This window comes from Helicobacter sp. T3_23-1056, from assembly GCF_053654535.1.
Map to the genome: position 1 here is coordinate 109,716 of NZ_JBSIUU010000007.1, position 12,917 is coordinate 122,632.

General features: G+C 40.3%; 12 protein-coding genes. 6 read left to right on the top strand and 6 right to left on the bottom strand.

All coding sequences use genetic code 11. The features are described 5' to 3' along the window. The first annotated feature begins 424 nt into the window (after positions 1-424). Positions 425-1,786, top strand: coding sequence for an FAD-dependent oxidoreductase (locus ACWIUO_RS05355; RefSeq protein ID WP_454176879.1), 1,362 nt, complete (start codon positions 425-427; stop codon positions 1,784-1,786). A gap of 138 nt (positions 1,787-1,924) precedes the next feature. Here ACWIUO_RS05355 and ACWIUO_RS05360 read toward each other — a convergent pair whose 3' ends face one another. After that, positions 1,925-2,119 carry a hypothetical protein gene (locus ACWIUO_RS05360; protein ID WP_454176880.1) on the bottom strand — a complete coding sequence of 65 codons (195 nt, stop codon included), beginning with the start codon at positions 2,117-2,119 and terminating at the stop codon, positions 1,925-1,927. A 66-nt stretch (positions 2,120-2,185) separates the two neighbouring features. Between ACWIUO_RS05360 and ACWIUO_RS05365 the strand changes: the two genes are divergently transcribed. Together ACWIUO_RS05365 and ACWIUO_RS05370 are read left to right on the top strand one after the other, a co-directional pair. Next, positions 2,186-2,380: a hypothetical protein gene (locus tag ACWIUO_RS05365; RefSeq protein ID WP_454176881.1), complete on the top strand. Its 195-nt coding sequence runs from the start codon at positions 2,186-2,188 to the stop codon at positions 2,378-2,380. A 539-nt stretch (positions 2,381-2,919) separates the two neighbouring features. Next, the gene (locus tag ACWIUO_RS05370; protein ID WP_454176882.1) at positions 2,920-3,162 is read left to right on the top strand and encodes a hypothetical protein; all 243 of its coding nucleotides are present in this window, start codon (positions 2,920-2,922) and stop codon (positions 3,160-3,162) included. Here the strand turns inward: ACWIUO_RS05370 and ACWIUO_RS05375 are convergent. Beyond that, entirely contained in the window at positions 3,075-3,338 is a 264-nt protein-coding gene (locus ACWIUO_RS05375; protein ID WP_454176883.1) for a hypothetical protein, read from the bottom strand. The genes ACWIUO_RS05370 and ACWIUO_RS05375 overlap by 88 nt on opposite strands. Positions 3,339-3,544: 206 nt before the next feature. Beyond that, positions 3,545-6,844 carry a hypothetical protein gene (locus ACWIUO_RS05380; RefSeq protein WP_454176884.1) on the bottom strand — a complete coding sequence of 1,100 codons (3,300 nt, stop codon included), beginning with the start codon at positions 6,842-6,844 and terminating at the stop codon, positions 3,545-3,547. 417 nt (positions 6,845-7,261) lie between these two features. Between ACWIUO_RS05380 and ACWIUO_RS05385 the strand changes: the two genes are divergently transcribed. From ACWIUO_RS05385 to ACWIUO_RS05395, 3 genes are all read left to right on the top strand, one after another. Then, positions 7,262-9,346: a hypothetical protein gene (locus ACWIUO_RS05385; protein ID WP_454176885.1), complete on the top strand. Its 2,085-nt coding sequence runs from the start codon at positions 7,262-7,264 to the stop codon at positions 9,344-9,346. 135 nt (positions 9,347-9,481) lie between these two features. Then, entirely contained in the window at positions 9,482-10,807 is a 1,326-nt protein-coding gene (locus ACWIUO_RS05390) for a type II secretion system F family protein (protein ID WP_454176886.1), read from the top strand. A 611-nt stretch (positions 10,808-11,418) separates the two neighbouring features. Beyond that, complete coding sequence (locus tag ACWIUO_RS05395; protein ID WP_454176887.1) at positions 11,419-11,634, top strand: hypothetical protein; 216 nt, start codon at positions 11,419-11,421, stop codon at positions 11,632-11,634. Here the strand turns inward: ACWIUO_RS05395 and ACWIUO_RS05400 are convergent. The 3 genes from ACWIUO_RS05400 to ACWIUO_RS05410 are packed head-to-tail and all read right to left on the bottom strand — an operon-like array spanning position 11,595 to position 12,748. Continuing rightward, positions 11,595-11,927: a hypothetical protein gene (locus ACWIUO_RS05400; protein ID WP_454176888.1), complete on the bottom strand. Its 333-nt coding sequence runs from the start codon at positions 11,925-11,927 to the stop codon at positions 11,595-11,597. The genes ACWIUO_RS05395 and ACWIUO_RS05400 overlap by 40 nt on opposite strands. Beyond that, positions 11,914-12,564, bottom strand: coding sequence for a hypothetical protein (locus ACWIUO_RS05405; protein ID WP_454176889.1), 651 nt, complete (start codon positions 12,562-12,564; stop codon positions 11,914-11,916). The genes ACWIUO_RS05400 and ACWIUO_RS05405 overlap by 14 nt, the downstream gene beginning before the upstream one ends. Continuing rightward, complete coding sequence (locus tag ACWIUO_RS05410; RefSeq protein ID WP_454176890.1) at positions 12,533-12,748, bottom strand: hypothetical protein; 216 nt, start codon at positions 12,746-12,748, stop codon at positions 12,533-12,535. Before ACWIUO_RS05410 ends, ACWIUO_RS05405 begins: the two co-directional genes overlap by 32 nt. Positions 12,749-12,917: the final 169 nt, after the last annotated feature.

Genomic DNA, 12,917 nt, shown 5'->3' on the forward strand with positions numbered 1-12,917 from the left:
TCAAGGCAAAATTATAACGACATTTTGTCCTTTTGCGACTTTTGATTTGTCATATTGATAGCTAAGTCCAAATTTTTCAAACTTTGCGTTTTTGGATTTTTTATTTTTGTCATATTAAGCATAGCGGAAATATCCCTATTTGTATTTTTTAGATTAAATGTTGCTGTCATTGCGAGCGGATTTTGCAAAATCCGCGTGGCAATCTAGCAATCTATTTTGTTTTTTATCGTTTTAGATTGCCACATAGATTTGTAAAATCTATGCTAAAACAAAATAAAGAAAATGTCAAAAAAGTGAAAAAAGTTAAAAAAAATATCCCTTTTTCATACTATAATAAACGGCATTGCAAAATCTAAACAACTTCACAACAATAATAAACAATAAAGCGAATAACGCGTCCGCTAAATCATAAGGAGAAATAATAATGGAAAAACATTTTGATGTGGCAATCATCGGTGGCGGCGTCTCGGGCAATGCGCTATTTTGGACACTTAGCCAATACGCCAACATAGGCTCTATCGCCATCGTAGAAAAATGCAACCGCCTAGCCAAAGTAAGCTCCAATGTCAAAGCAAATTCACAAACCATACACGATGGCTCGATAGAGACAAACTACACTGCCGAAAAAGCAAAAAAAGTCCGCCTCTCTGCCAAAAAAGTCGAAACCTACGCCCTAAAACACAACTTACAAAACAAAATCATTTTCCAAATGCAAAAAATGGCTATCGGCGTGGGCGAGCGAGAATGTGAGTTTATGAAAAAACGACATAGTGAGTTTTTAGAAGTTTTCCCTGATATGCAGTGGTTTGAAAAAGAGCAGATAAAAGAGCTAGAGCCCAAAATCATACTAGGCAGAGATGGCATAAATGATAGACCTGAAAATATCGTAGGTAGTGGATACAAACAAGCGTGGTGCGGAATGAATTTTGAGCTTTTGAGTGAGGATTTTGCTGCGCGCGCGCTAGAAAACAACCCCAAAAACAAAGTATTTCTAAACTTTTGGGTAAAAGAAATCCGCAGAAATGATGAGGGATACTACCTCATATCTAGGAGCGGGGAAGCCATCAGCGCGAAATTTGTCCTAGTAAATGCGGGTTCTTACTCACTGATTTTGGCACAATCTATTGGCTATGGAATGAATCTAGGCTGTTTGCCTATGGCTGGGAGCTTTTATTTTGCGCCCACGCTACTAAAAGGCAAAGTCTATATGGTGCAAAATCCAAAATTGCCATTTGCCGCACTGCACGGCGACCCAGACATAAACGCAAACTTTCGCACACGCATAGGACCCACAGCCATTGCTATGCCAAAGCTAGAGCGCAAAAAGCATTGGTATAGCGGGCTAAGCCTAAGCGAACTTAGGCAGGTGGATTTCCATAGGGAAGTGTTTGGGGTGCTTTTTGATTTGATAATGGATAGTGAAATTCGCGCTTATGCGATACGAAATATGATTTTTGAGTTGCCTTATTTTGGCAAAAGATTGTTTCTAAAAGACGCAAGGAAGCTAATCCCATCGCTAAATCTAGAAGACATACAATACGCTGAAGGCTATGGCGAGGTGCGCCCACAAGTAATCGATAGGACGGCAAAAAAGCTAGAACTTGGAGAGAAAAAAATCATCACAAACAAAGGCATAACATTTAATATGACGCCTTCTCCCGGTGCTACAAGCTGCCTGCAAAACGCCCTTGTCGATGCGCAAGAAATCACTGCTTATTTGGGCGTGAAATTTGACAAAGAGCGATTTTTAGCGGATTTGTCCCCAGAAGAGCTAGAATCCAAATAGATTTTTTTGTATTTGACAAAAGCCTTGTTTGGTAAAAAGCCCTGCTTTGCGATATTTGGCGTGAGCGAAAACAATTTTATGTTGTTTTGGATTTTATAGGTATTTTTCTATTTGTGCTAATTGAGGTAAGTATCGCCGTCATTGCAAGCGTTGCAGTGCAATGCGTGGCAATCTATGTGTTTGTAGTGGTTTTTGATTTTTTGTGGATTTGGTTTTTTTGGCAGGGTTTTGCGTTATTTCCCCCTCCCTTGCGGAGGGGGCTAGGGGGTGGGTTTCTCTAGATTCTACCGCCGTTATTGTAAGTGCTGATTCTGCTTCCGTCATTGCAAGCAATTAGATTTTGCGTTTTTAGCAAAATCTAATGCGCGGCAATCCACCCCCACGCTGTCATTGTAAGCATTGATTCTACTTTCGTCATTGCGAGCGAGTGAAACGAGCGTGGCAATCCACAAAAGATTTTTGTCATACTGGGCGAAGCGAAGTATCTTTAAAATTAAAAACTCAAACAGAGATATTTCGCGCTCACGCACTCAATATGACAACGAAAATTCTGTCATTGCGAGCAAGTCGCAAGACTTGCGTGGCAATCTATAACAAAAAATTACAAAAAGGCGTTATTTGGCTTTTTTAATTGTGGATTGCCACGATTCTAGGCTTTTTAACAAAAGCCTAGAATCTCGCAATGACGAATAAACGCCTTAGACTTCGGGCTTAAAAGTCTTTTAGTATGGTAATCATTTTGTATTGCAAAATTTTTGCAAAAAATTCGCAAGATTTTACAAGATTTTGCAATGCCAATATTTACAATGCCAATAAAAAAATAAATAAAAAACAAAAAAAATAAAAAACGCAAAAAATCCAAGAGTTGCTTCAAAGAGTTATCCAAAAATCTTAAATAGCACAACCACAGCACAAAAGCACTTAGACCACACAAGATTTTATTCAAAGGATAGCTTAAACCCAAGAGAGAGAGAAAATGGGTTTAATCCTACCTTTTGTATTTTGATTCTAAAAAATACAAACCTAAGGAGTGAAAAACATTTTAAGAACAAAATCTAAATGCTTTTGCCATAGTTGTGCTATTTAAAACTTCCTTTTAAAACTTTGAGATTTTGCTTCTAAAGGCTTAGATTTTGACAAAAATCTTATTTGTAGCAAATCTTGTCGTCATTGCTAGCGTTGCAGGGGCAACGCTAGCAATCCACATAAACCCACTTTCTTGCGGAGTAGGTTTGGGGTGGGTAAATCGTCATTGCGAGCGAGTGAAACGAGCGTGGCAATCCACGAATCAATGCAAAAACCATAGATTGCCACGCAGTTTAGATTCTAAAGAATCCAAACTGCTCGCAATGACGGAGGTTTCTTTGTCATATTGAGTTTTCGTAGAAAACGAAATATCTCTATGTGTAGATTTTAGAGATACTTCGCTTCGCTCAGTATGACAAGAAACCCACCCCCTAACCCCTCCGCAAGGGAGGGGGAAATAAAAACCGCTCCAAAAGCCTAAGTCTTGCTTATTTTTATAACCCAAGCCTAAAACACTAAAAATCAAATAAGCCTAAGCCAAGTCTAAAACCTAAGTTTTGTCCCCCTCCATAAGTCAATTCCAAGCCCAAATAAGACTACGCCTAAGATTTGATTCCCTCCATAAACCAAACTTAATCCAAAATAATCAGTTCATAACTCTAAGCCCCTCTCCATAAAACCCCAAGATTTACCCACCCCCTAACCCCCTCCGCAAGGGAGGGGGACTAAGACTTACCCATCAATGTAATAAACCTTTTTCTTAGATTTCTTTCCTTTCTTTTTCTTTGACTTAGATTTGGATTTTTTAGACTTGCCGCCCTCGACTACGCTTCTAGACACTGCGTTGCCGTCTTTATCGGTTACATAGTCTGTGCCTCCAAACCAATAGGCATATTTTAGATTCACAGTCGTTGTGATTCCATTAAACCAATCTTCTGTATGCAAGCCATTTTTCTTCTCAAAGCTAGAAGCAAAGAAAAGTCCATCATAGCCCAAACTTAGCTCGTGGTTTTTCTTTATCATCCATATCATATCAAAGGCTAGATTCCCATACACCTTTGGCAAGCTGATATATCGCGCTGTGTAGTCCTCTTGCCCTGCTAAGCTAAAGCTACCTAGCTTTTGTTTATTTAGTATGTTGTATTTGATTCCAGCTTTGACATTGGTGCGGAAAGTATTGCCCCAGATAGCATAGTGTCGCACGCTAAGCCCCACTTGAGGCAAGTGCCATAGCACAGAGCCGTATTTCTCATCGCCACCGATAGGATATAGTTTGGTGCTATCAGTTGGGATAAACGGCTTGTCAAAGCGCATTTTCACACCATAAAATGTATCATAGCTCAAGCTAATATCAGGTGCTATGTAGCTATTTCGCTTGAAGTTATAAAAAGTAACCCCACCTCTTAGCTCTGCGCCACCGCTAGCCACTAGAGGCATAGAGATGCCCTTTTCGTTAGATTCAATGGTGTTTAGTTTGCCCGCAGCTTGAAATCTAAATTGTGGCAAATCCGCGCTCGCTCGAATATTTGCTTTGATAAAGCCTTCCATCACCTTTGCAGTGATTGCAAAGGATTTGTAGTAGTTTAGCCCTACTTGCAAAGAGTTGTTGTAGATATTTGTCTGTGAGCCTCGCAAATATGTATCCGTGCTTGCAAACTCATACCCCACATACCCGCCAAAGATTCCGCTTTTGCGCAAGTTTCTTTGTATGCCTAGTATCGCACCCCCTGCAAACTCCTGCGTCTCATTTGACGCGACAAATCCATAAGTATGGCTAGCATAGGGCAATGCAAAAAGCCTCCAATCCCTGCGTCCATTATAAGGGATAAATATCGCATCTAGCTGGTCGATAAGCTCGAAGTTATTATACCCTTTGTCCAAATCCTGCCCCTTGCTTTGGTCTAAAGTAAGTTTGGCGATTTTCTCACGGACTTTGTCGATTTTGCGCTCATTTTTTCGCTTTTGTTTGTTAAATTTGGAGCTACGATTAGTAAGCCTACTCATTTCGTATTGGAGCAAGCGCAAATCCACTTCTTGGTTGTAATACCTATCGCTATGGAAAGTTTTGGTAGTCATCGTATCTAGGATATTTTGCGTCATCGCATTGCGCCGTAGGTTAGACATTATAGCGGCTCTATACACATCGGTGATATAGGCATCTCCACCATCTGGCTCTAGACGAAAACTCTTGCCGTTATTGGTAAAGATAAGCTTTGTGCCTCTACCGCTTCTATCCTCTGCATCTAGGGCGATATGTCGTTTGGATAGAGAAGTGCCTATGGCGGTAGTGCCTGATACGACTAGGTTTTCTAGCTTATATTCGACAGTTCTATCCGCGCCATCAGAAATATATATAGTGATAGAGCCCGGCGATGCGCCCATACAAGTAGCGGTAGTGCACCCACCTGCGATGGTGATATGCTGTTCTTTTCTGCTACCATTATTTACGGTATTCCAATCATTACCACTAGCAATCGTAACGGATGCGCCATGGATTAGCAGGGTATTTACGGTGTTTTGTATATTTGTATTGCTTATGGGGTTGTGGTTGTTTGCGCTACCAAGTGTGAGTGTGCCTATCGTGCCATTTGTGCCATTTATCGCGCCCACATTTGCATTTTCGCCATTTATGGTTAGGGAGGTTATATTCCCAGTATTTGATATAGCACCGACATTTATGCCATTTGTTAGCGACATAGTGCCAATCGTCCCAGAGTTTGATATAGCACCGACACCTATGCCATTGCTTAGCGACATATTGCTAGCGGTTGCACCATTACTTACCGTTATGTTGCCAAAGCTACCACCGCTAAGATTTACATTTCGTATCGTCCCAGCACTAAGGGTTAGCCCACCTACATTTGTGCTACCGCTAGAGTAAATATCTACATTTGTAGGTGCAGTTGTGGAGTTGCTTACATTAAATGTCGTCCCGCTTGCGCTCGTGGAGTTAAACCGAAGCTCTCTTGTGGTATTACTTGCGCTAAATCCACCTCTATCATTCCAGCCATTGCTAGAGAATTGTAGCGTTACGGTGCCATCACCCACACTTCCGTTTAGATTTAGTCGGGAGTGGCGATAGTATCCCCCGCCATTTAGCACGGTGCGCGCACTGCTTGAGACTGCATCTGCGGTGGTGTAGCCCGTGCAATCCACTTTGGAGTAATACCCTATGCCGTGTGAGTTTGCATCTCCCCTACTCCAATCCTCCGCCCAAACACACGCCGCCACCGCACTATCTATGGTGGCTAGCCCTGCTATAAATGCACTTGTGGCTAAGGACAACGCTAGGCGTTTTTTGGGCTTTGTGTTTTTATTTACCCACCCCCTAGCCCCCTCCGCAAGGGAGGGGGAACAAGAGGCTTGCGAATCCGCAATGGAAGTGAAAATCCTGTCATTGAAAGATTTTGCATTGCCATTGCAAGATTTTACATTATCGTCATTACGAGCGGATTTGTCAAAATCCGCGTGGCAATCTATTTTATTTAAGTCGTGGATTGCCACGCTCACTTCGTTCGCTCGCAATGACGATTTGCTTGGGGAATTAAAAGCCCCCTCCCTTGCGGAGGGGGTTTGGGGGTGGGTGTCATTGCAAGATTTTGCATTGCCGTCATTGCGAGCAATTAGATTCTGCGTTTTTGCAGAATCTAATGCGTGGCAATCTATTGTTTCTATATTGTCTTGTGGATTGCCACGCAAGTCTTGCGACTTGCTCGCAATGACGGAAGTGGAGTCATTATCCGCAATGGAAGTAGAATCCTTGCCTATAATGTCGGCGGTGGAATCTAAAGATACCCACCCCCTAGCCCCCTCCGCAAGTGAGGGGGGACAAGAGGTTTGCAAATCCGCAAGGGAGGGGGAATAAGAGGCTTGCGAATCCGCAATGGAAGCGGAAACAACGCCGTCATTGCAAGAATTTAACGATTTGGAGTTAGGAAGATTTAGCGTGGAGTTACTCTCTCTCTCTCTCTCTCTCGTTTGCGTGGCTAGATTTGCGTAGCGACTTATGCCTGTGTTTATCTCTTTTTTCATCGTGTCTCCTTTGAAGTGATTCTATGCAAAGAATCGTATTGAGATATTACCTTTGGTTTTTGGATTAAAGGTAAATGTATTGTAAATAATAAAACCTTAAAGAATTATAAAGGATTAAAACTTTTTCTTAAAAAATGCAAAAAAGTAACAAAAATCTACCAAAAATCGCTATTTTTTGGGCAAGACGCGTATCAAAAAAAGATTAAGCACCTCAATTTTTGCGCAAATTTGCGCAAAATAATGTTTGGTTTTTGATGATATTTGGCATTATTGTGCCTTGCTTTTGCTACAATGTCGCCTTTGAATGCTACTTTATGCTACTTTAAATAAGCATAAATCCAAAATAAGCAAACTTCATTTGCAAATTTGCAAGGCAAATTCACTCACAAAATTCACTCACAATGTAAAGGATAACAAATGGCAATAAAGATTTTGAAGTGGTTTTTAGGTATTTTAGCGGGGCTTTTGCTGCTTGTTTATGTGCTTGTGTTTAGCCCGATTGGCAATATGATTTTTAAGCCTGTGGTGCAAGCCCAAATAAACAAATACTCCCCCGTGCCATTGAAGCTAGAGACTTTTAGCGTGGGGCTTAGCGGGCTAGAGATTTTGATAGAGCATTCGCCAAAGCTAGCCATTAGCCTAAAAGGCGACTATAATCTTTTCACGCTAAATATAAATTCTCATCTAAGCATAAATGCAAGCGATATTTCGCTATTTGATGAAATCGCAGGAATGCCACTAAAAGGCGCGTTTATCTTTGAAGCAAGCGCAAAAGGCAAGGTATTTGGCACTCTCAACATAGAGGCAAGTAGCAATATCGCAAAATCCAAAACAGACATAAAAGTCCAGCTAGAAAATCTAAATCCTAGCAAAATCTATGCAGATATAGTAGGGCTAGAGATAGCCCAAGTGCTAGCGATGATAGGGCAAAAGCCTTATGTTGAAGGGGTGTTTAGCCTAGATGCAGATATTGTAGGAAATGAAAACTTAGAATTTAGTGGAAAAAATGTGCTATCAATCACGCAAGGAAATTTTAGCCAAAGCCTAATCGCCAAAGATTTTGACTTGCAAATCCCAAAAACCACTTTTAGCCTGCGCCAAGAGAGTGTGTTTGACAAAAAAGACATAAAACAAGATTTTACATTTGACTCAAATGTCGGCAAAATCAATCTAAACTCTACTTCAAACATAGAATCTTTTGACACAAAAGGCACATACTCCATAGCCCTAAGCGATATTAGCGCATTTACGCCACTGATAGGAATTAAAGTAAGAGGCGCATTGCGAACTGATGGGAGGATAGAAGGGGGGTTAGAAAATATCGTTATTGCGGGGAAAACAGATATTGGGGATTCTGCTACGACTTATAGTGCAAATATCATAAAATCCGTGCTTAGCAAAGCTAGCTTTGAGACGCAAAATCTACGCATAGAAAAACTACTCTATATGATACACCAGCCCCAATACATCTCCGCTAGCGCAAATGGCAGGGGGGAAGCGTGGGATTTTGACAAAGGCATAAGTGCTAATGCTAGCTTGTCGCTAAAAGGAACTACGCAAAATCTAGCAATCAAAAAAGAATTTGACCTAGATATGCCAAATACCGCATTTAGCGCAAATCTAAGCGCAAATCTAGACAAAGGCGTGGGCAATGCAAAAATGGCATTTGACTCCAATCTAGCTAGGCTAAATCTACCAAATATCGCTATTGACTTGCCACAGAGTAAGTATGCTTCGAGTTATAGCGCGATTTTGCCTGATTTGAAAAAACTAAAATTTGCCACCAAAATCGAGCTAGTAGGCAAAATAGAGGCAAATGGGGATTTTGCTTTGGGCGAGAGCCTATATGCGACATTTCGCACCAAAAGTCTAGGTGGCGACCTCCAAGCCGTGCTAAATGGCGAAAACTTCAATGCCAAAATCAAAGAAATAGATTTAGACACGATTTTGGCGATGGCACAAGCCCAAAAAGTATTTAGCGCGAAAGCAAATGGCGATGTCATCTACAACACAAAAAGCCAAAAAGGCACGCTAAAAGCTAGGCTAGATAATGGCAGATTTTTGCAAAATCAACTCACAGACGCCCTCAAACAATACGCAAAATTTGACGCCACAGGGCTAGTTTTTAACAACATTAAGCTAGATAGCGATATAAACAAAATGGTGCTAGATTCTGCGCTTGATATGAAAAGCGGGGATTTTTCGCTAAGCGGGCAAAATATCATCACGGATTTGGAAAAAAGCACGATAAATGCCAAACTAAAAACCACGCTAAAAAAAGACACGCTAGGCATAAAACTAAGCGGGAATCTATCCTCCCCCAAAGTCGAGCTAGACATAGGCGAACTGCTAAAATCTAGGCTTGGCAATGAGCTACAAAAAAGTATCGGCAAAGAGATAGAAAAAAGCGTGGGCAAAGATATAGGCAAAGAGCTAGACAAGCACATAGATGAGGGCACAAAAAAAGAAATAGGCAACACGCTAAAAAAACTTTTTAGGTAGGTTTGTGGGGATTTTTTGTGGGGGGGATTTTGCGCTAGATTTTGGGATTTTGCGCGTTTTTTTGATTAGTTTGTTTTTTGCGTTACGCGATTTTTAAAAAAAGATTTTAGATTTTAGATTTAGATTAGGATAAGTATGCGATTTGTAGTCAAAGGCACAAAAGGTAGCCAAAAAGTCAAAATTTTTGTGCGCGCAGATTCTAAGCAGGGCGCGACACAAAAAGCAATCAACAAAGGCATATATCCATTAGAGATAAACCAACTCTCAAATGGCGAGGGGCAAAGCATTTGGCATAAGATTTTTGGCGAAATACTTGGCGATTTTGTCGCAAATCTTTTTGGCAATTATGCGCAAAATTTTCAAAGCATCTTTACAAAAAAAGATTTTGCAAACAAACTTCACCTAAAAAGCCTTTTTTCTCCCCCGCTAAACCCCCTTACCATCTCACAGGATTTGGCATTGCTAAGCATTATGCTAGAATCCGCCCTGCCGATAAAAGACGCATTTATAAGCCTAGAGAGAAGCACTCCTAGCCCGATTTTAGCGAGCGCGTATCGCAAGATTTTGGCGACTATCCACAATGGCGAATCGCTAGAAAAAGCCATAACGCCGTTTAAAAACATCTACACGCCGATGGGCATAGCCCTCATAAAAGCGGGGATAAAAGGGGGCAAACTAGCTTTTATTTGCAAGATTTTAAGCGAGTATTTCCACCATATCTCTACGACCAAATCAAACATAAGCAAGGCATTATTCTACCCCGCGTTTGTGTGTATCAGCGCGATTTTTGCGTTTGTGTTTATCGCGTATTTTGTGATTCCGCAATTTAGCGAGCTGTTTTTATCCTTTGGCATAGATTTGCCTTTTAGCTCCAAAAGCCTTATTTTTGTTTCAGAGATTTTGCAAGATTTTGGGCTATATATGTTGCTTTTTTTGTGCGTGGTGCTTGGGTTTGTAGCGCGGGGTTTGCGGGTGAAAAATCGCGTATATTTTTATATTTATCGGGTTTTGTTAGATATGCCTTTTTTTGGGAAGATTATGTTGTATAGGGATTTGTGGGTGTATTTTTTGAGCTTTTTGCATCTGTATGAAGCGGGGGTGGATTTTGATACCACGCTAAAAGTCTCACTCCAAACTATCCAAAATCCGCATCTAAAAAATGAGCTTAGCCACACTATCTTTGCGATAAAAAATGGCAAAAATCTTTATGAAGCGTTTGTGCCTTGCCCGCATATAGAGGCAAATGTCAAGCATTTTTTAGCCATAGCACAGCAAAGTGGCGAGCTAGCCAAAATGCTAAAACTATGCGTGCAATACTACAAAAGCAAGTATGAGCATCTAAGCGCAAAGATTTTGACTTATATCGAGCCATTTTCTACGATACTCATCGCTCTACTTGTGGCGTGGCTAGCCTTTGGGATTTTCCTGCCTATTTGGGAGCTAGGGAGCATTGGATTTTAGCTTGATTTTGGTTTTGTGGGGGTTTTTTGTGGATTTTGTTTTGATTTTGTTGTTTTTTTGATTTTTTTTATTTTTGTGGTTTTTTGTTTTTTATATTTGTGATTTTTTGTGCTTTGGATTTTTTTGTTTTGGTGGATTATGGATTTTGTTGCGTTTTTGTTTTTATTTTGTTGTTTCTGTTCTTTTTGGATTTTTGGCAGGTTTTGTTGATTTTTTTGTTTTTGGCGGTTTTGTGTGGATTTGTGAATTTTGTTTTTTGTGGATTGTAGTTTTTTGTAATTTTTTGATTTTTTGATTTTGTGTTTTTTTGTGGATTTTGGTTTTGTTTGTTTTTTATGGATTGTGGTGTTTTTTTGATTGTGGATTTTTGTGTTTTTTTTGTTTTTGGCGGATTATGGATTTTGTTGTTTTTTGTTTTGTTTTTTGTTGATTTTTGTGGCTTTTGGCGTATTGCTTGTTGAGTTGTTGTTTGATTTTGGTGGGTTTTGGTGTATTGTGTGGATTGTAGATTTTTTTTTGGTTGTGGATTTTTGTGATTTGTTTTGATTTTTTTGTTTTTTTGTTTGTTTGTTTTTTATATTTGTGGTTTTTTTTGCTTTGGATTTTTTGCTTTGGATTTTTTGCCATTGCGAGCGATGATTCCGTCATTGCGAGAATCTGCAAAGCGTAGCGAAGCAGATTCGTGGCAATCTATAAAAAAACAAAAAAACATTGTCATACTGAGGTTTCGCAAGAAACCGAAGTATCTCAAAACTCCAAAAAGCAAACAGAGATATTTCACTAACGCTCAATATGACAAAGAAATATCCGTCATTGCGAGCGAGTGAAACGAGTGTGGCAATCCAAAAAATCCCCCTCCCTTGCGGAGGGGGCTAGGGGGTGGGTTTCTTGGTGAGTTTGTTTTTTTTGTGGTTTTTTGTAGATTGGGGGTTTTTGTAGTGAGGTTTTTTGCGTCATTGCAAGCGTTGCAGAGTAACGCGTGGCAATCCACGATAAAAAATGCGACAGAAAACATAGATTGCCACGAATTTGCTAACGCAAATTCTCGCAATGACAGTAACCATTTCGTCATTGCGAGCGAACGCAGTGAGCGTGGCAATCTATTATTAGTTTTTGCCAAAAAGCGTGTTTTGGTAATTCGTAATGATAGATTGCCACGCATTAGATTCTGCAAAAATGCAGAATCTAATTGCTCGCAATGACTGGGTGAATGTAGATTGCCACGAATCTAGTCTTTTTAACAAAAGCCTAGATTCTCGCAATGACGGGGTGGTTTTGGATTGCCACGCAAATGCTACTTTTGACAAAGTCGCATTTGCTCGCAATGACGGAGGTTTTGTCATATTGAGCGCGTTAACGCGAAATATCTCTATTTTGCTTTTTGAAGTTTTGAGATACTTCGCTACGCTCAGTATGACAAGATAATATTCTGTAATTGTAAGTAAGGATTTTACTTTCGTCATTGCGAGCGAACGCAGTGAGCGTGGCAATCTATTTATTAGTTTTTGTAAAAAGCGTGTTTTGGTAATTTGTAATGATAGATTGCCACGCATTGCATTAAAATGCAATGCTCGCAATGACGGAAGTTTTGTCATATTGAGCGCGTTAACGCGAAATATCTCTATTTTGCTTTTTGAAGTTTTGAGATACTTCGCTACGCTCAGTATGACAATGTGTTTTTTGTTTATAGATTGCCACGCATTAGATTCTGCAAAAACGCAGAATCTAATTGCTCGCAATGACGCAAATCCCCACATCATAAAATCCAAACCAACAACGCAAGAAAAAAACCCACCCCCTAGCCCCCTCCGCAAGGGAGGGGGAATCTTTATCGTCATTGCGAGCGCAACTTGTTGCGCGTGGCAATCCGCAATGTAATATAGACAAAATAGATTGCCACGCATTAGATTCTGCAAAAATGCAGAATCTAATTGCTTGCAATGACGGCAATGCAAAATCTCACAAAAAAATTTTCGTCATTGCGAGCGAACGCAGTGAGCGTGGCAATCTAATATTAGTTTTTGTAAAAAAGCGTTGTTTTGGTAATTTATGAATGTGGATTGCCACGCAAATGCTACTTTTGACAAAGTCGCATTTGCTCGCAATGACG

Bases quoted from the DNA above. Each gene is read 5' to 3' on its own strand.
- ACWIUO_RS05355 (WP_454176879.1), top strand. From the start codon at position 425: ATGGAAAAACATTTTGATGTGGCAATCATCGGTGGCGGCGTCTCGGGC.
- ACWIUO_RS05385 (WP_454176885.1), top strand. From the start codon at position 7,262: ATGGCAATAAAGATTTTGAAGTGGTTTTTAGGTATTTTAGCGGGGCTT.
- ACWIUO_RS05405 (WP_454176889.1), bottom strand. From the start codon at position 12,564: ATGTGGGGATTTGCGTCATTGCGAGCAATTAGATTCTGCGTTTTTGCA.
- ACWIUO_RS05380 (WP_454176884.1), bottom strand. From the start codon at position 6,844: ATGAAAAAAGAGATAAACACAGGCATAAGTCGCTACGCAAATCTAGCC.
- ACWIUO_RS05390 (WP_454176886.1), top strand. From the start codon at position 9,482: ATGCGATTTGTAGTCAAAGGCACAAAAGGTAGCCAAAAAGTCAAAATT.